At 69.3% G+C, this 22361-nt stretch carries 17 protein-coding genes; 5 read left to right on the top strand and 12 right to left on the bottom strand.

Annotated features, from left to right (window positions below; translation table 11 throughout):
- Positions 1-57 precede the first annotated feature (57 nt).
- Positions 58-720 (bottom strand): MarR family transcriptional regulator, encoded by a 663-nt coding sequence (locus IO39_RS31900; protein WP_084773826.1) that lies wholly within the window; start codon positions 718-720, stop codon positions 58-60.
- Positions 721-937: 217 nt separating this feature from the next.
- On the opposite strand from IO39_RS31900, the gene IO39_RS31895 reads away from it, so the two are divergent.
- Together IO39_RS31895 and IO39_RS31890 are read left to right on the top strand one after the other, a co-directional pair.
- The gene (locus tag IO39_RS31895) at positions 938-1888 is read left to right on the top strand and encodes a daunorubicin resistance protein DrrA family ABC transporter ATP-binding protein (protein WP_043630814.1); all 951 of its coding nucleotides are present in this window, start codon (positions 938-940) and stop codon (positions 1886-1888) included.
- Between the two features lie 74 nt (positions 1889-1962).
- Complete coding sequence (locus IO39_RS31890; protein ID WP_043630897.1) at positions 1963-2721, top strand: ABC transporter permease; 759 nt, start codon at positions 1963-1965, stop codon at positions 2719-2721.
- 322 nt (positions 2722-3043) lie between these two features.
- On the opposite strand, the gene IO39_RS31885 is transcribed toward IO39_RS31890, so the two are convergent.
- From IO39_RS31885 to IO39_RS31850, 8 genes are all read right to left on the bottom strand, one after another.
- Positions 3044-7378: a ThuA domain-containing protein gene (locus IO39_RS31885; RefSeq protein ID WP_169789158.1), complete on the bottom strand. Its 4335-nt coding sequence runs from the start codon at positions 7376-7378 to the stop codon at positions 3044-3046.
- Between the two features lie 11 nt (positions 7379-7389).
- Positions 7390-8277: a sugar phosphate isomerase/epimerase family protein gene (locus IO39_RS31880; protein WP_084773822.1), complete on the bottom strand. Its 888-nt coding sequence runs from the start codon at positions 8275-8277 to the stop codon at positions 7390-7392.
- 2 nt (positions 8278-8279) lie between these two features.
- Complete coding sequence (locus IO39_RS31875) at positions 8280-9020, bottom strand: ABC transporter ATP-binding protein (RefSeq protein WP_043630811.1); 741 nt, start codon at positions 9018-9020, stop codon at positions 8280-8282.
- Positions 9017-9763 (bottom strand): ABC transporter ATP-binding protein, encoded by a 747-nt coding sequence (locus IO39_RS31870; RefSeq protein ID WP_043630808.1) that lies wholly within the window; start codon positions 9761-9763, stop codon positions 9017-9019. Before IO39_RS31870 ends, IO39_RS31875 begins: the two co-directional genes overlap by 4 nt.
- Before the next feature lie 6 nt (positions 9764-9769).
- A complete protein-coding gene (locus IO39_RS31865; RefSeq protein ID WP_084773820.1) occupies positions 9770-11218 on the bottom strand; it encodes an ABC transporter substrate-binding protein in 1449 nt (482 codons plus the stop codon).
- Positions 11215-12183: a branched-chain amino acid ABC transporter permease gene (locus tag IO39_RS31860; protein ID WP_052423618.1), complete on the bottom strand. Its 969-nt coding sequence runs from the start codon at positions 12181-12183 to the stop codon at positions 11215-11217. The genes IO39_RS31865 and IO39_RS31860 overlap by 4 nt, the downstream gene beginning before the upstream one ends.
- Entirely contained in the window at positions 12180-13214 is a 1035-nt protein-coding gene (locus IO39_RS31855; protein ID WP_169789157.1) for a branched-chain amino acid ABC transporter permease, read from the bottom strand. Before IO39_RS31855 ends, IO39_RS31860 begins: the two co-directional genes overlap by 4 nt.
- Positions 13215-13416: 202 nt before the next feature.
- Positions 13417-14520, bottom strand: coding sequence for a Gfo/Idh/MocA family protein (locus IO39_RS31850; RefSeq protein WP_043630804.1), 1104 nt, complete (start codon positions 14518-14520; stop codon positions 13417-13419).
- An 82-nt stretch (positions 14521-14602) separates the two neighbouring features.
- Between IO39_RS31850 and IO39_RS31845 the strand changes: the two genes are divergently transcribed.
- A complete protein-coding gene (locus tag IO39_RS31845; RefSeq protein WP_043630803.1) occupies positions 14603-15781 on the top strand; it encodes a XylR family transcriptional regulator in 1179 nt (392 codons plus the stop codon).
- A 234-nt stretch (positions 15782-16015) separates the two neighbouring features.
- Here the strand turns inward: IO39_RS31845 and IO39_RS31840 are convergent, their stop codons facing one another.
- Positions 16016-16450, bottom strand: a complete 435-nt coding sequence (locus IO39_RS31840) for a tautomerase family protein (protein WP_211267246.1) — start codon at positions 16448-16450, stop codon at positions 16016-16018.
- A 63-nt stretch (positions 16451-16513) separates the two neighbouring features.
- Between IO39_RS31840 and IO39_RS31835 the strand changes: the two genes are divergently transcribed.
- Positions 16514-17374 carry a LysR family transcriptional regulator gene (locus tag IO39_RS31835; RefSeq protein ID WP_211267245.1) on the top strand — a complete coding sequence of 287 codons (861 nt, stop codon included), beginning with the start codon at positions 16514-16516 and terminating at the stop codon, positions 17372-17374.
- Between the two features lie 109 nt (positions 17375-17483).
- Here the strand turns inward: IO39_RS31835 and helR are convergent, their stop codons facing one another.
- Positions 17484-19634, bottom strand: a complete 2151-nt coding sequence (gene helR, locus IO39_RS31830) for an RNA polymerase recycling motor ATPase HelR (protein ID WP_043630798.1) — start codon at positions 19632-19634, stop codon at positions 17484-17486.
- A gap of 368 nt (positions 19635-20002) precedes the next feature.
- On the bottom strand, positions 20003-21763 hold the full coding sequence (gene kstD / locus IO39_RS31825; protein ID WP_052423616.1) for a 3-oxosteroid 1-dehydrogenase: 1761 nt from the start codon (positions 21761-21763) through the stop codon (positions 20003-20005).
- A 400-nt stretch (positions 21764-22163) separates the two neighbouring features.
- On the opposite strand from kstD, the gene IO39_RS31820 reads away from it, so the two are divergent.
- Positions 22164-22361 (top strand): hypothetical protein (locus tag IO39_RS31820; RefSeq protein ID WP_157549157.1); only part of this gene is annotated, 198 nt, incomplete at its 3' end.

Here is a 22361-nt window from a genome sequence, read left to right as displayed (position 1 = left end):
GCGCGGGGCCCGGCCCGCGCGAGCGATCACACGCACACCGGAGTCACCCCGAACCGATCACGACAGGAGGCCGCGCCAGCGCTCGGTCGACTCCAGCAGGTCCAGGCTGATCCGCTCCAGGAACATCCCACCCCGCGCCATCCGCCGCCCCACCACCGTGTCCGGCCCGAACGCCTCCGCCGCCTTCCTCGCCGCCTCCGCCGCCTCCAGCGTCTGCCGCGCACCGGTCATCACCGAGTGGTACCAGGTGTCGTCATCGATCACATACACGTCACGACGCCCCCGCTGATCACGCTCACGCCTGATCAGCCCCTGCTGGATCAGATAACCCACCGCCATCGAGACGGACGCCGGGCTGACCTGCAACCTGCGCGCCAGCCCCGCCGCCGTGAGCCTGCCGTCCTCGGACAGCAGCAGGCCGATGAACACCCGCGCCATCATCTTCGGCAGCCCCATCCGGACCGCCATCTCGATCACCCCGTCCTCCACCCCGACCGCCCTGCCACCCGGCAGCCCGGGCGACGGCACCGGCGTGCCACGCCGCGCCCGCCGCTCCGCCGCCCGATGCGCCCGCTCCGGCCGGTAACCGCCGGGGCCGCCGTTGCGGGCGATCTCCCGGCTGATCGTGGAGGTCGGCCGGTCAAGACGCCTGGCGATCTCGGCATAGGAGAGCCTCTCGGTGAGACCGGCCGCGATGCGCTGGCGGTCCCGCTGGGTCAACCTTCCTCCTGGCATGACCCCATTATTGCGTTAGCACCCAACCAACGCAACGCAGCATTGCATTCGCTGCCAGCGTCAACGCACCAAAATCACCGGCTCGACCTGGGATGACACGTTCCATCGATTGACAATAAATTTGAACGCAACGTAGCTTTCAAAGCATGTCAAACACGTACTGTCTCGAACCGCCCGCCACCCCGCCCAACCCGGCCCGGAGATGACCACCATGCACACCAGCCGGCCCCCCGCCATCTCCGTCACCGGACTCCGCAAGTCCTACGGCACACACCCCGTCCTCAGCGGCATCGACCTCACCATCCCGCAAGGCACGATCTTCTCCCTGCTCGGACCCAACGGCGCCGGCAAGACCACCACCGTCCAGATCCTGTCCACCCTGATCAAGCCCGACGCCGGCGACATCCGCGTAGCCGGCCACGACCCCGCCAAAGAACCCGACCACGTACGCGCCGCCATCGGCGTCACCGGCCAGTTCTCCGCCATCGACACCTTCCTCACCGGCGAGGAGAACCTCCGCCTCATGGCCGACCTCCTCCACCTCGGCCGCACCCCCGGACGCCGGCGCGCCCACGAACTCCTGGAACGCTTCGACCTCACCGACGCCGCACACCAGCCCGCCGCCACCTACTCCGGCGGCATGCGCCGCCGCCTCGACCTCGCCATGACCCTCGTCGGCACACCCCGGCTCATCTTCCTCGACGAACCCACCACCGGCCTCGACCCACGCAGCCGCCGCACCATGTGGCAGATCGTCAAAGACCTCGTCCGCCAAAACGGCGTGACCATCTTCCTCACCACCCAATACCTCGAGGAAGCCGACCAGCTCGCCGACCACATCGCCCTGCTCAGCCAGGGCCGGCTCGTGGCCCACGGCACCCCCGACGAACTCAAACGACTCGTCCCCGGCGGCCACATCGCCGTCCGCTTCACCGACGAGAACGCCTACCGCAGAGCCCTCCACCACCTCGGCGCCACCACCCACGACGACGCCACCCTCACCGCCCACCTCCCCCACACCGGCGGCGTCAAGACACTCAAGAACCTCCTCGACCGGCTGGACACCCACGCCATCGACGTCGCCGAACTCACCGTCCACACCCCCGACCTGGACGACGTCTTCCTCACCCTCACCAAGGAACCCGCCCCATGACCACCACCCCCACGACCACCACCACGACCACCGCCACGACCACCACCGTGACCGCGACCGTGACCGCGACCGCCATGAGAGCCATCACCGACTCCGCGACGATGACCCGCCGCCAGCTCAAACACCTCTGGCGCTACCCCACCCTGATCCTCACCTACACCGGCGTCCCCGTCGTCTTCCTGCTGCTGTTCGTCTACGTCTTCGGCGGCACCATGGGCGCCGGCATCGGCGGCGACCGCGCCACCTACGTCGGCTACCTCACCCCCGGCATCATCGTCACCGCGATCGCCGGCGCCGCCCAGGGAACCGCGATCTCCGTCGCCATCGACATGACCGAGGGCATCATCGCCCGCTTCAAGACCATGGCCATCGCCCGCGTCTCCGTGCTCACCGGACACGTGCTCGGCGCACTCGTGCAGAACTTCATCGCGATCACGACGGTCACCCTGGTGGCCGTGCTGATCGGCTTCCGCTCGGCCGCCTCGGCACTCGACTGGCTCGGCGTGATCGGCCTGCTGGCCATGTTCACCTTCGCCATCACCTGGCTGTCGGTCGCGCTCGCCATGGTCACCAAGAACGTCGCCACGGCCAGCAACCTGCCGATGCCCCTGATGGTGCTGCCCTTCCTCGGCAGCGGCTTCGTCCCGCCCGAGTCGATGCCGGCCCCCTTGCGCTGGTTCGCCGAGCACCAGCCGTTCACCCCCGTCATCGAGACCCTGCGCGAGCTGCTGGCCGGCCGTCCCGCCGGGACCACGTTCCTCGCGGCCGCCGCCTGGAGCGCCGTCATCGCCCTGGGCAGCTACTTGTGGGCACGCAAGCTCTACAACCGATGAGACCGTTTCTTTGGATTGTCGAGTACGGGCGTAGCCCGTGCCTTTAAGAAGTAAAAAATGAAATTTTGCACAAACCGAGCGCCTTTACGTTGTAGATCTTAAATGTCCGATTCTGGGCAGGCGAAGACCCACCGCCGCCCGGGCGCGCGATGAGCGAGTCCCCCAGACCGGAAGCAGCAGTGGTCGCCCGCGTCGGCGGCGCGCCCGCCGTCCAGGACCACGATCCGGTCGGCGGACTGGCGTTCGGCCATGGGGGCGTTGCTCCGCGGCTGTCGACCCCCGGTGGACGGGGACCGGGTCGTCCCCGTCCACCGAGTAGTGGTCAGTCGGTGATGCGGTAGGTAGCGTCGGCTCGGCTGGTGTCGTTGGTGATCCGGTCGAGTCGTAAAGCGAACCGGTAGTGGCGTAAGTAGCGGTCGGGATGGCTGTAGGACTGGAACGACACCGCGGTGGGGTCGGCCAGTCCGGGGACGCGTTTGAACGTCGCGTCGGCTTTGAACCGGGCGCTGCCGTCGTTGCGGACGAGGGCGAAGTCGAAGCCGGCGTGCCGCAGGTAGTAGCCCGGGTGGTTGACCGATTCGATGGACACGTGGTCGCCGGTCGCATCGGCCAGGCCCGGCACGATCCGCCACTGTGAGTCCGCGATGGCGGGGTTCACGTGGAGGAGCACGTCGAAGCTGGCATGCCGGACATAGCGGTCGGGGTAGTTGGAGGACTGCAACCGGCCGGTGGGCCAGGCGTTGAGCCGCAGCCAGTTGACGTTCGCCTCGGCGCCGGGGAAGACCAGGTAGAGCCGCGTGCTGCCGGTGGTCGCCTTGAGGTCGACGGTGGCGTCGGTCCAGGTGGCGACGGCCGGGTTGAGGACGATGGAGCCGTTGTCGCCGTTGCCGGAGGCGTCGACGAGGGTGGCGCCGCCGGCTTCGTTGAAGGTGTAGGCGACGATGTTGCCGCCGGCGGCACCGGCCGGGTTCGCTATGAGCGCCTGGAGCTGTGCCTGACTGAGTGCGGAGTCGTAGATGTGGAATTCGTCGAGCGCCGCGTTCAGGTAGGGGTCAGGAAATTGGGAGCGGATGAGCCAGTTATTGGCTGTCTGTCCGAGCTCGGCTGGGTTGATGGTCATGTTCGTGTTCGTCGCGACCGCGACCCCGTCGAGCCACAACGTTCCGGTGGTTCCGGACAGGGTCACCGCGACGTGGTGCCACCCGGCGGGGAGTTCCTGGTCGTGGGTCAGTTGCTGCTCGCAGCAGTTGCCCTGGGTGGAGATGGCGTAGCGGAGCCCGGGTGCGCCGCCGGCGTTCGGGGTGAGGAACATGTAGGTGCCGGTCCCGGAGCCGAAGTCGAAGATCCGGGACCAGTCCTGCCCGGTGGCCGCGCGGTTGACCCAGGTGGCGATGGTGAAGTCGCCGGTCAGGCCGCTGACGACGCCCGTGGGCAGTTCGGCGTAGTGATGGGCGGTCCCGTTGTTGAACTGGGCGGCGTTGCCGAATCCTGTCTTTCCGGGTATCCGTTGGGCCTTGGCCGTCGCCGGGATCTCCTTCGTGGCCAGGAGCGGCCCCGTGGGTGCGTCCCGCCGGATCTCGATGGTGGTGTCGGCTTGTGACGCTACGCGCAGTCCCAGCGAGTGGACGCCGTCCAGGTTCACCGGATCGTACGACGCCCAGGCGCCGTTCGCACCCCGTACCGTTTCGCCGCCGCCGAGCGGGTCGTTGCCCGGTGCGGTGGTGACGTTGGAGGACTTGGCGAAGTGCTCGGCCTCCGTCTGGGCCGGCCGTAGCAGGTGACTGCTGCCTCCGGTGAGCGGCTGCGCATCGGGGTGGCCACCGGCATCGGTGTAGCTCGCCGTGACGATGGTGGTGACGTTCGCGCCCTCGTGTCCGCTCTCCGGGTCAGTCTGGATGGTGCCCTGGCAGCCCTGGTGCGACGGGCCCTGGTGCACGTGCACCGCTCCCCCGGTGTCGTGGTAGACGCCCTGCTGCACGACCACGTCCGCGCAGTCGACGGTGCCGTCCTCCGCGTCGGTCACCTTGACGCTGAACGGAACGTCGTCGCCCCACTCGAAGACCTGCCCGTGCTCAGGCAGGTCGATGGTGACCACCGGTTTGGTGTTGCCGACGGTGATGGTGACGTTCGAGCTGGCCGAGCGGCTCGAGCTGTCGGTGACCACGAGTTGCGCGGTGTAGACGCCGGCCCTGGTGTAGGTGTGGGTCGGGTTCGGCTGGGTGCTGGTGGCGCCGTCGCCGAACGACCAGGCGAAGGTGAGGTTGTCGCCGTCGGCGTCGAAGGTCCCCTCGGAGGAGAAGCTCACCTCCACGGGCGGCTGGCCGTTGTCCGGTGACGCCGACGAGACAACGGTCGGGGTCCGGCCGTCCTTGACGTAGCTGATGCGGAACAGGCCGGAGTCGGGGTTGACCCCGCCACCGCCGAAGTTGAACTCGTCGCCCCATTCGATCAGGTACATGTTGCCGTCGGGGCCGAACTCCATGTCGTGCGGCTTGCGCAGGCGCAGGCTCTGGTCGAAGCGGAAGCCGTAGAACTGCTCGGCGAGCGATCCCTTGACGTATGCGCCGTTCTGGTCGAGGTTCATCGTCGCGATGAAGTCGCGTTCCCACTCCATGACGAACGGCTTGCCGTCGAAGAACTGGGGAAACTTGCCGTCCGCGGTGACCTGGGGGTTGAAGCGGTAGGTGTCGCCGGCGTACGCGGCGCGGCCGGTCCCGTAGGCGGCCCCGCCGTCGACGGGACCGCACGGAACCTCCGGGTACGGCGGCGGCGCCGAGTATCCGCCGTTGCTGGCGCAGTACGGGTAGTAGAGCGTGGGCAGATGTTCCACCGGCGGGAGCCGGTCGATGCCGGTGTTGTTCGGAGAGTCGTTCACCGGCCCACCGGCGCAGTCGTACGGCTCGCCGGCTACGCCGGTGGCGAAGTCATAGTGCCGGTACGGCTGGCTGTTGACGATGCAGAACGGCCAGCCGTAATTGCCGGCCTCGTTCACGCGGGCCCAGTAGTCGTAGCCCCGCGGGCCGCGATCGGGATCCACTCCGCCGGAGGGGTTGGCGTCCGGGCCGACCAGCCCGAAGGTGAGCGTGCCTGATGTCTGGTCGACGTCCAGGGTGAACGGGTTGCGCAGCCCCATGACGTAGATTTCCGGCCGGCCCAGGGCCGGGACATAGACGCCTCCCGGGAACAGGCCGTCGTGCTTGCCGCTGGTGAAGAGGTTGTCATCGGGGACGGTGTAGGTGCTGCCGACGCCGGGAGGGTCGCCGCTGGTGGCGGCTTCGAGCGGGTTGATCCGGAGGATCTTGCCGCGGAGGTCGGCGGCGTTGCCGGAGGAGCGGGCCGCGTCCCAGGGCTGGCGGCCCGGCCGGAAGTCCAGCGGCCCGAAGCCGCCGGAGGCGAAGGGGTTGGTGTCGTCGCCGGTGGAGATGTAGAGGTTGCCCTCCGCGTCGAAGTCCAGGTGGCCGCCGCTGTGGCAGCATTCGACCCGCTGGTGGGGGATCTTCAGCAGCACCACTTCTGAGTCCATGTCGATCGACTCGCTGAGCGGGTCGAGCGTGAACCGCGAGACGTGCTGGACTCCGCCGGCGATGCCGTCGACGGTCATCGAGGCCGGGTCGCTGTAGAAGAGGTAGAGGTGGTTGTTCTGGGCGAACGCCGGATCCAGGGCGATGCCGATCAGGCCGTTCTCCTGGCCCCGGTACACGGGGATCTGACCGGCGGTGGTGACCTGCCGGGTGTCCGGGTGGTAGATCTTCAGCGTGCCGCCCAGCTGGGTGTAGAACACCCGGCCGTCGGCGGCGATGTCCAGCTTCATCGGGTTGGCCGTGTTGTCGTCGAGGGCGACCTTCTCGAAGGCCGCGGCGGTGGGGATGCCCGTACGCGGCTGGCCGCAGTCGCCCTCGGTCGCGCCGGCGGCCCACTCGATGGCCCAGCCGATGTGCTGCCGGAAGCCGGGATTGGCGTAGTGGCTGGCCGAGTGGCCGAGCGCGGTGTAGAAGGTCCGGCCGCCGTCGAAGGCCGAACACCAGGAGACAGGGTGATCGGCACCCATCTGCCCGCCGCTGTAGGTGGATTCGTCCACCGTGAGCAACACCTTGACGCCCGCGGCGCGGGGATTGGCGGTGAGGTTGTAGAACTCGTCGCCGGGCCACTGGAACGAGGCGCCGAAATGGGCCGTCGCCGGGTGCTGCGCCGCGTCCACTTTCACCGTCGCGGACTGGATGGGCGGATGGTTGGCGAAGAACGCCCCGCCGAACAGGTCACGCCACCACGGCCAGTTCGCCTTGTCGGTATTGGACGTGGAGTGCAGGCCGACGAAGCCGCCGCCGCGGTGGATGTAGCGCTCGAATGCGGTCCGCTGGGGTGTGGTCAGGGTGTTCTCACCGTCGGTGAAGAAGACGATGGCCTTGAACGCGGCGAGGCCCTCGTCGGTGAAGATCGACGCGTCCTGCGTCTGCGTCACCGTGTATCCGTGTTGCGTGCCCAGCTCTTCGACGGCGGCCAGCGCGGCTGGGATGGAGTCGTGCCGGAACCCGGTCGTCTTGTGGAAGAAGAGGATCTTGTATGCCTCTGCGGGAGGGTGCGCGAAGCTGATGGCCGGAGGCGGGAGCAGGACCGCCAGGAGCGTCGCCACCATGAACGTGATGAACCGTAATCGCATGAATCTCACCGTCATTTCGTTGAGGAGCTGGGACCGGAGGAAGTGAGCCCCACCACTCCCATGAGGAAGGCGAGCCCGTCGACGGCGATGGCGTCCTGTGTCTTGGCCAACGGCCGCCAGATCGACGCCGCTGTCGCGATCGTCGCGTTGTCGCCGGTGAACGACTCGATCACGAGCGGGCCCGGATAGCCGGCCGCGTCCAGAGCGGCGATGATGCCGGGCCAGTTCAGGTGGTCGGCGCCTGGCGCACCGCGGTCGTTCGCGCAGACCTGCACGTGCGCGATCCGGCCGGCAGCCCTGCGGATGGCCTCGGTGATGCTGCGTTCCTCGATGTTCATGTGATAGATGTCCAGGCCGAGTCCGCAGCCCGCGGCGGGGAGGCCGTCCAGCGCCTCCAGTGCCTGGTCGACGGTGTTGATGAGGCTGGTCTCATACCGGTTGAGTGGTTCGACGGCGACGGTGACACCGGCGCCCATCGCGTGCCGTACCACCGGCTCGAGACTGTCGCGAAGCTGCTCGTAGCAGCCGCGCCGCTCCGCCTCACCGATGCGCCACGTCCTGCCGACCGACGTGTAGATCGGACCGGCGATCACCGGTGCGGAGACTGCCGCCGCGATGTCGACGACACGCCGCAGGTAGTCGCGCGTCGTGGTGATCGTCTCGCGATCCGCGCCGATCAGCTCACGCCCCGGCCCCATGGCGACCACGATGGTCGCCGACAGGCCGAGCGAGTCGAGCAGCGTCGCCGTACGGCCCGGATCCCAGTCGCCGACGTTCTCGACCGGGAGCTCGATCACGTCGAATCCCCAAGCGCGGATTTTCGGCGCCAGCTCGGCCAGCGTCTTGTCGGTCAGCGGCGAGGTCCAGATCCAGGTGTTGGCGCCCAGCGCCCTCGTCACCCTCATGCCGGCTCTCCATCCTTGTACGGCGCGGCCGTGGAGCCGACGCCGAGATACTGGCGCTGCAGGTCAGGGCGGACCAGCAACTCCTCTCCGGTGAACTCCGCCTCGAGGCGGCCGGAGACCATGACGAGCTGCCGGTTCGCGAGCCGTACCGCGGCCCTCAGGTTCTGCTCGACGACGAGCACGGCCACCCCTTCGGACACCAGGCGGTGAACGACATCGACCAGCACGTCGACGATCGTGGGCGCCAGCCCTTCGGAGGGTTCGTCCATCACGATCAGGGGCGTGTTCAGCAGCAGAGCCCTGCCGACGGCGAGCATCTGCTGCTCACCGCCCGACAGCTCGGCTCCACCCTGGCGCCGGCGCTGGGCGAGCCGGGGGAACAGCTCGTAGACCGCGTCGGGCGTCCATCGCCGGCCCCTTGCTCGCCGGGCCAGCATGGTGAGGTGCTCGTCCACGGTGAGAGAGGGGAAGAGCCGGCGGCCCTGCGGGACGTAGGCGATCCCGGTCGTGGCGGCTTTCTCGGGAGTGAGCCCGTCGACTCTCCGGCCGGTCACCCGGACTTCGCCGCCCGAAGCCGGGAGAAATCCGACCAGGGTGTCGCACAGCGTTGTCTTGCCCATTCCGTTGCGCCCGACGACGGCGACGGACTCGGCCTCCATTCGGAAGCTCAGACCGTCGAGGATCACCGAGGCCCCGTAACCGGCGCGTAAGTCCCGTACCTCGAGAATCGCCGTCATGCCCCCTCCGTGCCGAGGTAGATCTGATGGACGTGCGGATCCGCACGAACCTGATCGGGTGATCCGGCCATGACCTGCCGGCCGTCGGCCATCACGATGACCCGCTGGGCGACACGGAACGCGACCTCCATGTCGTGCTCGATGAGCAGCAGGGTCAGCTGTTCATCGAGCGATTCGATCAGCTCGACCAGCCGCTCCCGCTCACCGCGGGAGAGGCCGGACGCGGGTTCGTCCAGCAGCATCACGTCCGGCTGGGCGGCAACGGCCATCGCCAGTTCGAGCTGCCGCCGCTGCCCGTGGGCGAGTTCACCCGCCACCACGTCGAGCTGCCCGGACAGCCAGACCTGGCCGGCGACCTGGGCGGCCTCCTGGCGCATCCGGCGATCGGCCGCGGACCGCCACAGCGTCCTGTGCCGGCCGCGGTGACCGGCGAGCGCGAGGTAGATGTTCTCGCACACCGTGAGGCCGGAGAAGGTACGTGCCTTCTGGTACGTTCGCGCCAGTCCGAGCCGGGGACGGTGACGCGATGGCCGGTGCGTGCAGTCCCGCCCCTTGATGACCACCGCGCCGGTGGTCGGTGCGATGTCGCCGGCGATGACGTTGAACAGTGTGGTCTTGCCGGCTCCGTTGGGCCCGATGATGGCCAGTCGCTCGCCCGGCGCGATGTCGAGGTCGACACCGCGCAGAGCGTGCAGGCCGCCGAAGGCGACCGTGACGTCGTGGACCTGGACGACAGGCGTCATGGTGCCCTACCTCTGCGGGACGCCGTTGACGACGGTGATGGCCTTGCCTGCCCATGGCAGGTCCCGCTTTGCGCACGCAGGCGAGTCGCGGCCAGGCGACGGAGTGTCGGGGCTGAAGGTGCCGCCGAAGGTCTGGTCGACGCCCGGGACGATGGCCACGGTCTGCTGGACGACCTTCCCGGACTCGTTCACCAGGCGCGACAGGCCGACGTCGACGATGCCGCTGCGGTTCGCGTCCAGTTTGATGTCGCCGTACGGCAGGTCGAGGGTGAGGCCCGCGATCGCCTTGTGGAACGCGGGAACGTCGGTGATGTCGCCGCCGACCGCTTCCAGCGCCTCGGCCAGCGCCACACCGGCCGTGTAGTAGCCGTAGAAGAAGCCGAACGCGGCGGCGACGGACGGCTTGGCCGGCTTGTTGCCGCTCAGCGCGCCGGGGATGCTCTCCCAGGTCTTGTCCGCGGCGGCGAGGTACTCCTCGATCTCCGGGGTGCGCACGTCGGACGGCAGTGTGGCGAAACCGCCCACGTACGCCCCGGCGATGTCGGTCCCGAGCGCCTGGGCCAGGTCGGGGTTGAAGAACAGGTTGCCGGCATGCTGCTTGCCGGTGAGGTCGCCCTTGCCGTTGACGAAGGCCTCGAGCGCGGCCTGCGTCCCGGTCCCGCCGACGGCCCAGAAGTAGCCGTCGACCTCGTCGGGGTTCGGGAGCTGAGCGATGTAGGAGGAGTAGTCTGTGGTGCCCAGCGGCGGGAACACCCGATGGGTGACCTTGCCGCCCACAGCGCAGAAGTCCGCGATGAAACCGGCCGCCGAGGTGTGGCCGAAGCTGTAGTCGTCGGCGATGACCGCCACGGTCTCCCAGCCCTCCTTGTTGTGCAGCAGATCGCCGAGTCCCGCATTCCAGATCGCGCCGTCGCCGTAGAAGCGGAAGTAGTTCGGCGCCCGGACGTGCAGGGTCTGCTCCTGCGAACCGGAGATGCCGGCCAGCACCGTGAGATCGGGGTGCGCTTTGGCGTACTCGGCGATCGCGATGCCCTCGTCACCGGAGAGCGGTCCGATGATCACATTGGCGCCGAGCTGCTCGACCAGCCGGCGCACCTCTTGCACGATGCGGTCGGCGGTGTCATCGCCGCAGCCGATGCCGACGAGCTCGATCGGGGTGCCCGCCACCTTCGCGCCGCTGAATCCCTCCAGCGCGCTGGTCTTGGAGCTGGGACTCGCACCCGCGAACCGTGCCAGCGCCAGCGTCGTGCCCGCGACCACGTCCTCGTGGAAGCCGCCGAACGGGCCCTCACATTGCCCCAGGATGCCGAGCCGGATCCCGTTGCCGGTGCTTGATCCACTGCTTGCGGGCTGCTTCTGGTCGGCAGGCAGACCAGAGGAGGCGTTACCACCGCCGCCACATCCCGCGGTCAGCGCCAGGGCCATGAACAGTGTTAGAACTTTCGATCTTCTCATGGGCGTGTTTCTCCGAACTGCTTCCGGATCTTGTGAACGATCCCGGTCAGGCCCTCGGGCGAGAGGACCATGATCATGAGGACGATGACCCCGATGACGGTGTTGAACCGGGCCTCGGTGAGGCCGATACGGTCGACCAGCGGCAGGTCGCGCAGGTAGGTGAGCACCAGGACGTAGACGAACGCGCCGAGCCAGGCGCCCTTGAGCGATGAGATGCCGCCGATGACCGCGATGATCAGCAGGATCAGCGTCGGCCCGATCGAGATCGACGCGGGATCGATCTGGCCGTTCCACCAGACGTTCAGCAGTCCGGCCAGCCCGGCCACGAACCCGGCCAGGGCGAAGGCCAGCGCGCGGTGCAGCGGCACGTTGAATCCCAGCGACGCCATCCGGACGGGGTCGTCGCGGACCCCTTGAAGCGCGAGCCCGAACGCCGTTCGCCCGAGGGCGCGGAACCCGGCGTAGGCCGCCACCGACAGCAGCAGGCCCGCGTAGTAGAGCAGTACCGGCGGTCCCAGCAGTTCCGGCCGCTGGATGCTGGTGATGCCGCCAGGACCGGAGATCTCGACGATCTGGGCGAACACGAAGTAGCCGATGACCCCGTAGACCAGGGTGAGCATCAGGAAGTAGATGCCCGTGGACCGGCTCGCGATCGCGCCGAGCACGAACGCGACCAGCGTCGTCACCAGGATGGCGAACCCCGCAGCCGCCCACGGATGCCAGCCGAGGTTCAGGCCACGCGCGCCGCCGTCCAGGGCCGCGTTGCCGTACATGAAACCCGCGATCCCGACCATCAGCAGTTGCGCCAGCGAGATCATGCCGCCGTACTTGGCCAGGAACACGATGGTCGCCGCGGCCAGGCCCAGGATCAGGGTCTGGGTCATGACGAAGTTGACGAAGAACGGCGTGGCCACGGCCGGCAGAAGCGCCAGGCCGAAGACCAGGCAGGCGAAGGCCAGTTTCACGCCGGCCTCCCGAACAGCCCATAGGGACGCACCGCCAGCACGAGCGCCAGGAGACCGAAGGTCATGATGATCGCGTAGTACGAGTACTGGCTGGGCAGATAGGCGGGCGAGAAGGCGACCACCGTGCCGTACAACAGCGAGCCGGCGGCCGCGCCCCTGAGCGAGCCGAGCCCGCCGATGATCACGACGATGAGCGCGTTCAGCAGCCAGCTGCCGTCCGTCCCAGGGGCCGCCCCGGCGAACGACGCGCCCATGACTCCGCCGACACCCGCCAGGAACGAGCCGGCGAGGAAGGTGAGGGCGAACACCCGGCGGATGTTGATGCCCAGGCCGCGCACCATCTGCCGGTCATCCACCCCAGCCCGGATGATCATGCCCACGCTCGTCCGGGTCAGCCACAGCCACAGCAGAACTCCGACAAGCACCGCGAGGGCGAGCATGAAGAGCCGGGTGGTGGGGTAACGCTCCCCCGCGATGGACAGGAAGTGGGTCGCCGCGCCCGGCCAGACCATCCGCCGCGCCAGCCCGCCGAACTCACGCAACATCTGGTCGGCGAGCACGACGGTGATGGCGAGCGTCACCATGGTCTGTCGCATCTCCTGGCCCTCGTTCCACTGCAGGAACACCTGCTGGACCAGCAGGCCGAGCACGGCCGCGACACCGGCGCCCACCAGCAGCGGGACCACCCAGTCGAGCACGCCCACGTCGGCCGGGACGATGTTGCGGGACCGGCCCACCATCGTCTCCTGCACGCGGATCGCGATGTAGGCGGCCAGCAGGAACAACGACCCGTGAACCATGTTCACGGTGCGCATCAACCCGAAGATCAACGTAAAGCCGGACGCCGCGACGAACAGCAAACCCGCGAACGTCACACCGTCCAGGACCGTCACCATGAACCTGCCCGGGTCATCCACCGCAGGACCCGCCGGAGTGCCGTCCGCGAGGAACAGCACCCAAGCGGCGAACGCCACCGCGACGACGGCGGCGACCCAGCCCGAAGGCCGGCGCAGCGGCGCAAACCTGCTCACGGCCAGAGCCGGTCGGCTCTCCACGGCCGCGCTGTCCGTATCAATCAGGGCAGGGGTCATCCCCACCTCCCAGAGTTGGGCGCCCGTCGGCGCGATGTGGCTGTCCGGCGCGATGTGGCTGTCCGGCGCGATGTGGCTGTCCGGCGCGATGTGGCTGCCAGAGTTGTGGCTGCCGGAGATGTGGCTGCCGGGCGCGTGTTCCTCAGCCGGAGTAGTCCGGGATCGCCACTCGCAGTCCGCCGTTCATGGCCGACTCGTGGGCGCAGATGCCGACAGATGTCCAGTTCGCGGCCGTGACCTCGTCAATCGCAGGGGCCCGCTCCTCGACGATGCTTCGAATGAACTCATCCGCCAGGTGCGGGTGCGATCCGCCGTGCCCACCCCCCTGGACGAACGAGAGGTGCTCGTTCTCGGCGTCATACACGCCCCGGGTGGTGAACGGCGCGATCTCCGGCGGCAGCAGATGAGCGAAGTCCGGGATCTCGACACGCTTGGGAACCTCGCCGACGTGCAGGACGTGACCCGCGCCCTGCGTCTGTTCCCACTCGAACGTAGCGAGCTCTCCGAAGACGACGAAACTTTCCACGTATTCGCGGGCCGTCTCGAACAGCGAACGGGAGATCTCCGCTCCGACAGCCGAGTCCCGCAAGGTGATCAGCGCGCTCTCCACCGCGAACGGCGAGCCGTACTTGGCGGTGAGTTCCGCAGAGATGCGCCCGGAACCAAGACACACGACGCTCTCGGCGAGCGCACCGGCCAATGACAGCACCGGGCTCACCGCATGGGTGGCGTAGTGCATGGGCGGAAGACCCTCCCAGTAGCCTGGCCAGCCGGCCATCTCCTGGTGATGTGCTCCGCGCAGGAACTGAATCCGGCCCAGCGTCCCCTTCTCGAAAAGCTCTCTGACGTACAGGAACTCACGGGAATAGACGACGGTCTCCATCATCATGTAGTTCTTGCCCGACTCCCGCACGGCCGCCACGATCGACCGGCATTCGTCGAGCGTCGTGGCCATGGGCACCGTGCAGGCGACATGCTTGCCCGCACGGAGCGCGGCTATGGTGTGATGCGCGTGGTCCGGAATCGGGGTGTTGATGTGCACCGCGTCGATGTCCGGATCGTCGAGCATGGCGGTGAAATCCGTATGGCGACCGGGCACGCCGAAACGATCGGCTGTCTCGTGGAGCGCGGCCTCAGTCCGTTGGCAGACGGCGACGAGTTCCGCGTCCGGATGGGCTTGATAGATCGGCACGAACTCGGAACCGAACCCGAGTCCTGCGATGGCGACACGCACTGGCTGCGTCATCCTTACCTCCTGTTTCGTGAGGTTACGGAGGACGCAACGGCGCAACCATGCGCGATTTAGCATGAGGTCTTAGAATTTTTACGTGGCCGATACGCAGACGCGACACGTCGCGTTACTGGTCGAAACCTCGAACGCCTACGCTCGCGGGCTGCTCCTCGGGGTGAAGAAGTACGTCGAGGAGTCTCCTCATTGGTCGCTCTACCTGGCCGAGCACAGCAGGCACGAAACCGACTTCTCGTGGCTCGAAGGCTGGCACGGCGACGGCGTGCTCGCCCGGATCGAAACCGAACAGACCGCCCGTTTCATTCGAAGGCTCGGCCTGCCGACCGTCGATCTCAGCGCGGCCCGGCTCGTCCCAGAACTCCCCGGGGTAGAGACCGACGACGGCGCAATCGTACGCTGGGCCATCGGCCACTTCGCCGAAAGAGGCCTGCGGAACTTCGCCTTCTGCGGCGACGACCGGTTCGCCTGGTCTGTGACACGCAGCGAGTGGTTCGCCGGCTGCGTCCGCCAGCGCGGCACGACGCCGCACGCCTTCGGGATGAAGCAGTCCGGTATGCGCGCCGTTGAGCGCGAACGCCTCGCCGCATGGCTCACCGACCTCCCGAAACCAGTCGGAGTCCTCGCCTGCTACGACATCGCCGGACAGGAAATCCTGGAGGCCTGCAAAATCGCCGGCCTGGTGGTGCCCGACGCCGTCGCGGTCATCGGCGTCGACAACGACGAACTGATCGACAACCTCACGACCCCGCCGATGTCGAGCATCGAGCCCAACACAACCGCGACCGGGTACCTTGCGGCGCACCTGCTCGACCTGATGATGCAAGGCCTCACCATCGAACCCGGGCTCAGGCTCATCGAGCCCACCCGGATCGTCACCCGGCAGTCCTCCGACATCCTCGCGGTGGACGATCCGCTCGTGTCCAAGGCACTGCGGTTCATCCGGGCCCGGTCCGACCAGAACCTCGCCGTAGACGCCGTACTCCGCCATGTCGGCCTCTCACGGCGCGCGCTGGACTACCGGTTCGCCTCGACCCTGGGTCGTACGGTCCACAGCGAGATCATCAGAGTTCGCATGGGCCACGTCGCCGAGTTGCTCTCCTCGACGGACTGGACCGTGCAGCAGATCTCCGAGCGACTCAACTTCAGCCACTCCGAGTACATGAGCTTCGCCTTCAAGAAGCACACCGGCCAGTCGCCGGGACAGTACCGCCGTACGGTCAACGGCTCAGTCGCTCGCCAAACGTTCTGGCAGGAATAACCCCGGCCACGCACCCGGATCGCGTCGCCCCCTGACGAGCGACCCCGTAGCGGGCACCCTCTCCGGCGGCAACCCGCGTGGGCCCCAAGCGGGAACTGTACGGTCTTCGATGTAACGGGATCTGCACCGGCTGGGCCACAGCGCCGCCGCCCACCTCGGCGGGACCGCACGGTCCCGGCGGGACCGCACGGTCCGCGTCGCCGCGCGTGTGCTGGGCGGCTTCGCCGTCTCCCCTCAGCGCTGCCGCACCGCGTACTGCGCGATGCCATGGCCGAGCGACCAGTTCTCCGGCAGTACTTCCACAAGATTGATGAACACGTCTTCGGGGCGCACGCCGGGGTTCGCCTGCAAGAGTTCGACGATGCGCCGGTAGAGCGCCTGCTTCTGGGCGGGGCCGCGCGTGTTGCTGGCGGTGATCCGGATGATGACCGCCTCGTCGCTCCGCTCGACGCCGTAGTAGGTGGGGCTGACGCTGAAGGTGCTGCCGTCGTGCTCGGTGATCGTCATGAAGCGGTCGTCTTCCGGCACGTCGAAGGTCTCACGCAGGGCGCGGTAGACGCCCTCGAAGAGGGCTTGGTGATACTCGGCGGACTTGCCTCGCCGCAACGACACTTGGACCAAGGGCATGGTCTGACTCCGTTCCTCGGGGACGGTTTGCAGCGTAGCCATCACTTGATCATTCAAAAAAGTCATCCTAGGATATTTCAGTCATTAAGTATTTCAATGATCGGTATGCCGATGAAGATGCTCCCCCTGGACGCCGTGCAGGCCTTCGTGCTGACCGCCGAGATGAAGAGCTTCACGCGCGCGGCGGAGGCGATGGACTCCACGCAGTCCGCCGTGAGCCTGAAGATCAAGCGGCTGGAGGACGCCTTGGGCCGCCGCTTGCTGGACCGTACGCCCCGCCTGGTCCGCCTGTCGCAAGACGGCGCCGCCTTCCTCGGGCCCGCACGTGAACTGCTGGCCGCCCACGCGGGCGCGCTGGGCTCGTTCGGCGTCCAGCGGCAACGCCTGTCGATCGGCATAAGCCACCATGTCGTCGGCGCCGAACTGCCCCACCTCCTGCGCCAGATAGGGCGAGCAGCGCCAGACCTGACGCTGGAGGTGAGAATCGCCAGCTCATGGGAGCTCCTTGACCTGTTCGACAGCGGTGCGCTGGACACGGCCATCGTGCTGCGCCACGAGGACCGCCGCACCGACGGCGAAGTCCTGATGGAGGCGGCCTTCGGCTGGATGGCCTCATCCGACTTCGAACACCGCTCCGGCGAGCCACTGCGCCTCGCCCTTCAGGCCGAGTCATGCCATGTGCACGAGATGGCGGTGACCGCGCTGAACGAAGCGGGCATCGCCTGGCAAGAGGTGTTCGTGGGCGGCGGCATCGCAGCCGTCGGTGCGGCCGCGGCAGCAGGCCTGGCCGTGGCGGCGCTCAGCCCGCGTGTGGCCCCACCCGGCACCATGGACATGGGCGAATCACTCGGCCTCCCCCCGCTGCCCACCCGCAGCGTCGTCCTGAAATCCCGCGCGTCCGAGCCGGCCGCTCGCAGGGCGCTGCGCACCTTCGCCTCCGCCCTGCGAGCCGCAGCGGGACACTGATCGCCACCACCGCGAGATCGTGTACCGCATCACCGCCGGCCAGGAAGCGGCCGGACTCCTCTGAGGTGTAGTTCGAGCCGCGGTCGCTATCGAACGCGGGCAGCAGCGGTCAGGAGGAGGTCGTGAGGATGACGAGCTGCCGGGTCGCCCGCGTCATGGCGACGTAGCGGTCGACCGCCCCCTCGACGCCCGCGCCGAACCGCTCCGGGTCAACGAGGACGACCAGGTCGAACTCGAGCCCCTTGGCCAGCTCCGGCGTCAGCGACCGCACCCGCGGCGTCTCGGCGAAGGAGGGGTCGCCGATCACGCACGCGACCCCCTCGGCGTTCGCGGCGAGCCAGGCGTCGAGGATGGAGCCCAGCTCGGCGGCGGAGCCGCGGACGACGGGGACGCCGCCGGCGCGGATGGAGCTGGGCACGTTGGCGTCGGGGAGCACGGCCCGGATCACCGGCTCCGCCTCGGCCATCACCTCTTCCGGCGTGCGGTAGTTGACGCTCAGCGAGGCGAGCTCGATCCGGTCGAAGCCGACCCGTTCGAGCCGCTCCCGCCACGACTCGGTGAACCCGTGCCTGGCCTGGGCGCGGTCGCCGACGATGGTGAAGCTCCTGGACGGGCAGCGCCGCAGCAGCATCTGCCACTCCGCGTCGGTGAGCTCCTGCGCCTCGTCCACCACGACGTGCGCGAACGGACCCGCGAGCCGGTCGGGGTCGGCGGGCGGCAGCGCGGCCTCGTCGACCAGCGCGTCCCTCAGGTCCTGTCCGCGCAGCATGGTGACCACGCCCTCGCCGTCGTCATCGGCGTCCAGCAGGTTGTCGACGACCTGCGCCATGCGGGCGCGCTCGGCGGCCACGGACGCCTCCTGGCGGCGCCGTCGCCGCGCCGTCTCCGGGTCGCCGAGCCGCTGCCTGGCGGCGTCCAGGAGCGGCAGGTCGGACACCGTCCACGCCTGGGCGTCGGCGCGTTGCAACCGCCGGACCTCGTCGGGGGTGAGCCAGGGAGCGCACATGCGCAGGTAGGCGGGGACGGTCCACAGGTCCCCGACCAGGTCGGCGGCCTCGATCAGCGGCCAGGCGCGGTTGAGGGCCGCGAGCAGCTCCCGGTCGCGCAGCAGCGACCTGCGCAGCAGGTCGGGCGAGACCTCCTCGTCGTGCTTGTCGGCCAGGATCGTGAGCAGCTCCTCCCAGATCCGGTCGCGCGCCTCGTTGTGCGGGGTGCCGGGCTCCGGCGCCTCGAACGCCTCGGCCCAGTCCTCGGGGCCCAGCCAGACGTCGGCCCAGGGCGTCGTGACCGTCATGCCCTGGGCCGGCGGGTTCTCGTAGAACCGGACGGCCGGCTCGATCGCCTTCACCAGCTCCGCCGACGCCTTCAGCCGGGCCACCTCCGGGTCCGGCTCGGCCCCCGCCGCGGCGCCCTCGGCGACGAGGTCCCGCAGCGTGCAGGTCCGCACGCCCTCCTCGCCGAGGCTGGGCAGGACGTCGCCGACATAGGCGAGGTAGGGCTGGTGCGGGCCGACGAACAGCACGCCGCCCCGGCGCCGGCTCAGACGCGGGTCGGAGTAGAGCAGGTACGCCGAGCGGTGCAGGGCCACCACGGTCTTGCCCGTGCCGGGGCCGCCGTCCACGACGAGGGCGCCGCGGGACCCCGCGCGGATGATGGCGTCCTGGTCGGCCTGGATGGTGGCGAGCACGTCGCGCATCCGGGGCGAGCGGCTGCCGCCGAGGCTGGCGATGAAGGCGGACTGGTCGTCGAGCGCGGCGTGCCCTTCGAGTCCGTCCGGGGCGAACACCTCGTCCCAGTAGTCGCTGATCCGGCCGCGGGTCCAGCGGTACCTGCGGCGGCTGGCCAGGCCCATCGGGTTGGCGTGGGTGGCCCCGAAGAACGGCTCGGCCGCCGGGGAGCGCCAGTCGAGCAGCAGCCGGCGGCCGTCGGCGTCGGTGAGGCCGAGCCGCCCGACGTACACGGGCTCGGGGTCGTCGGCCCCGACCATGCGCCCCAGGCACAGGTCCAGGCCGAAGCGGCGCAGCGCGCGCAGGCGGGCGGTCAGCCGGTGGATCTCCAGGTCCCGGTCCAGCGCCTGCCGGCCCAGGCCGCCGGGCGCCCTGCGCGCGGCGTCGAGACGCTCGGACAGCTCGGCGATCGACCGCTCCAGGCTCTCGGCGATGGCGGCGAAGTGCCGCTCGTCTCCGGCGATCAGGGCCGGGTCGGCCTTGGCGGCGAGCTGGTCGGAAAGGTGGAAGACGCCGGCGGTCAGCGGTTGCACGTTCAGTGACTCCGAGGTGAGGTGGGCTGCGCAGGCGGGAGGACGGGCGCGCACGAGCTGTGCGCGCACCGCGTGTCCCCCGATTTCCGCAGGTTCTGGCTTCAGGCCGACGATTCTGCGGCATGACGGGGGTCTTGCCGCAAGCCCCCCGGTGCGCTATACGTTAAGAGTGGAAAGGAGCGGTTAATCCCCTTTCCGCCCTCTCCCCACTTCCCCGGCCTTCCGCCTGGCCGCGCGGCGCCCTGCCCGGGCCCGGGGCCGAACGCGGGCAGGGAGCGAGCAGGCAGAGCGCGAGCAGGCAGGGCGAGTCAGACGGTGGCGAGTCAGACGGTGGCGAGTCAGGCGGTGGCGAGTCAGGCGGTGGCGAGTCAGGCGGTGGCGAGGTCGTTGGCCGCCACGTAGCCGAAGGTCATCGCCGGGCCGAGCGTGGAGCCCGAGCCGGCGTAGCTGTGCCCCATGACGGCCGCGCTGGCGTTGCCGGCCGCGTACAGGCCGGGGATGACCGAGCCGTCGGCCCGCAGCACGCGGGCGCGGGCGTCGGTGCGCATCCCGCCCTTCGTCCCCAGGTCACCCGGGACGATCTTGAAGGCGTAGAAGGGCGGCAGCCACAGCGGGGCCAGGCAGGGGTTGGGCCGGACGTGGGGGTCGGCGTAGTAGCGGTCGTAGGCGCTGTCGCCCCGGTGGAAGTCCTCATCCTTGCCGGCCACGGCGAACCTGTTGAAGCGGGCGATCGTGGCGCGCAGGGCGGCGGGCGGCAGCCCGATCCGCTGGGCGAGCAGCTCGACGGTGGCGGCCTTGTGCACGGCGCCGGCGTCGTACCAGGAGGAGGGCAGCGGCAGCAGCGGCGGGACGTCCTTGAACAGGTAGCGGTTGCGGTACTGCTGGTCGACGATCAGCCAGGCCGGGATGTGCGGCGCGGACGGGGAGTTGCGGTCGTACATGACGTGCACCACGTCGCTGTACGGCGCGCCCTCGTTGACGAAGCGCTCCCCGTCGCCGTTGACCATGACGCAGCCGGGCAGCGTGCGCTCGGCCAGGCAGAAGTACGGCTCGCCGGGCAGCGGCACGCACGGCCCCCACCAGGCGTCGTCCATGAGCTCCAGCGCCGCCCCCGCGCGCTCGCCCGCCTCGATGCCGTCGCCGGTGTTGGAGTCCGCGCCGATCGTCCAGTCCGTCCCGATGGGCTGGCGCTGGAACTCGGCGCGCATCGCCGCGCTGTGCTCGAACCCGCCCGAGCCGACGATCACCCCGCGCCTGGCCCTGACCAGCCCGGCCGAGGTGACCACGCCCGCCACCCGGCCCGCCTCCACGTGCAGGTCCAGCAGCGGGGTGCCGAGCAGCACCGGCACGCCGGCCGCGAGCAGGCCCGCGCGCAGCCCGCCGGCCAGGGCCTGGCCCATGGTGAGCGGGCGCTCGCCGCGCAGGGCCGCCTGCGTGCCGCGCAGCAGGCAGGCGCCGGCGACCTCCGCGCCCTTCAGGTTGACCGCGCTGAGCGTCAGCCACTTGTAGTCGGCGCTGAAGACGACCATGCCGGCCGGCGTCGGGATGTAGGCGGGGTTGAGCCGGTCCAGCTCGGCCCCGAGGAGGTTGCCGTCGAGCTGGTCGGGCTCGATGGAGCGGCCGTCCGGCATGCCGCCGGGGAACTCGGGATAGTAGTCGGCGTACCCCTGCATGAACCGGAAGCGCAGCGGGCTGTTGCGCATCACGAACGAGATCATCGGCGGCCCCGCGGCGAGGAACGCCTGCTGGCGCGCGAGCGGCACCGTGTCGCCCACGACGCGGGCGAGGTAGGCGGCGGCCTTGGCCGGCGTGTCCGGCACTCCGGCGGCGAGGATCACCTCGTTGCACGGGATCCAGATGCCCGCGCCCGACCGCGCCGCCGACCCGCCGTAGGTGGCGGCCTTCTCCAGCACGACCGTACGCAGGCCGCGCCGGGCGGCGGTGAGGGCGGCGGTCATCCCGGCCGCCCCGGCGCCGACGACCACGACGTCGTACTCGGCGTCCTGGGCTGCGTGGGCGGGGGCGCGGCCGAGGGCGGCGCCGGCCGCCATCACGCCCCCGGCGACGAGCAGGGAGCGGCGACCTAAGGCGGGGGCGGTGGGGCGAGGGGCAGGCGCGGGAGGTTCCATCGACGTGTCCCTTCGGCGGGGCCATGGGCGAAAATCCGAGCATGCGCTTGGTTGGTTGAGGTTGTCAATCGGTCCTCACCCCCGACGACGGGGAGCGAATGCGCCATCTCCTCGCTCCGGAAGTTGACGAGCCCATGGGGGCTATGGGAAGCTGAAGGCGGCACCGAGGTTGACGCATATAGTAAGCGTGGACATTCGTTTGTCCACTGCGTTATGCTGCTCTCTCGCGCTGCCCCGCGACGCCCCGGATCCCGCCGGGGCGTTTGGCATGCGCGCAGCCCGATTCCATCCGTGCCTCCGGAAGGACATCCCGTTGGCAGCCTCGCGCACCGCCTCCGCCGACTCCCCCGACTCTCCCGCTTCCGCCCCGCCCGCCGGCTCCCCCGCGCCCGGCTCCCCCGTGCCCGGCTCCCCCGTGGCCGCCGGCCCCCGCCGCGTCTCCTTCGCGCGCATCCAGGAGCCCCTGGAGGTGCCCTATCTCCTCGGCCTGCAGACCGAATCGTTCGACTGGCTGCTCGGAAACGAGAAGTGGAAGGCCCGGGTCGAGGCGGCTCGCCAGGCCGGGCGCAAGGACGTCCCGACCCAGTCGGGCCTCGAA

This window comes from Nonomuraea candida (assembly GCF_000725485.1).
Classification (GTDB): domain Bacteria; phylum Actinomycetota; class Actinomycetes; order Streptosporangiales; family Streptosporangiaceae; genus Nonomuraea; species Nonomuraea candida.
Note: the sequence above shows the minus strand (reverse complement) of the source record. Positions and strands in the feature narration are given on the sequence as shown.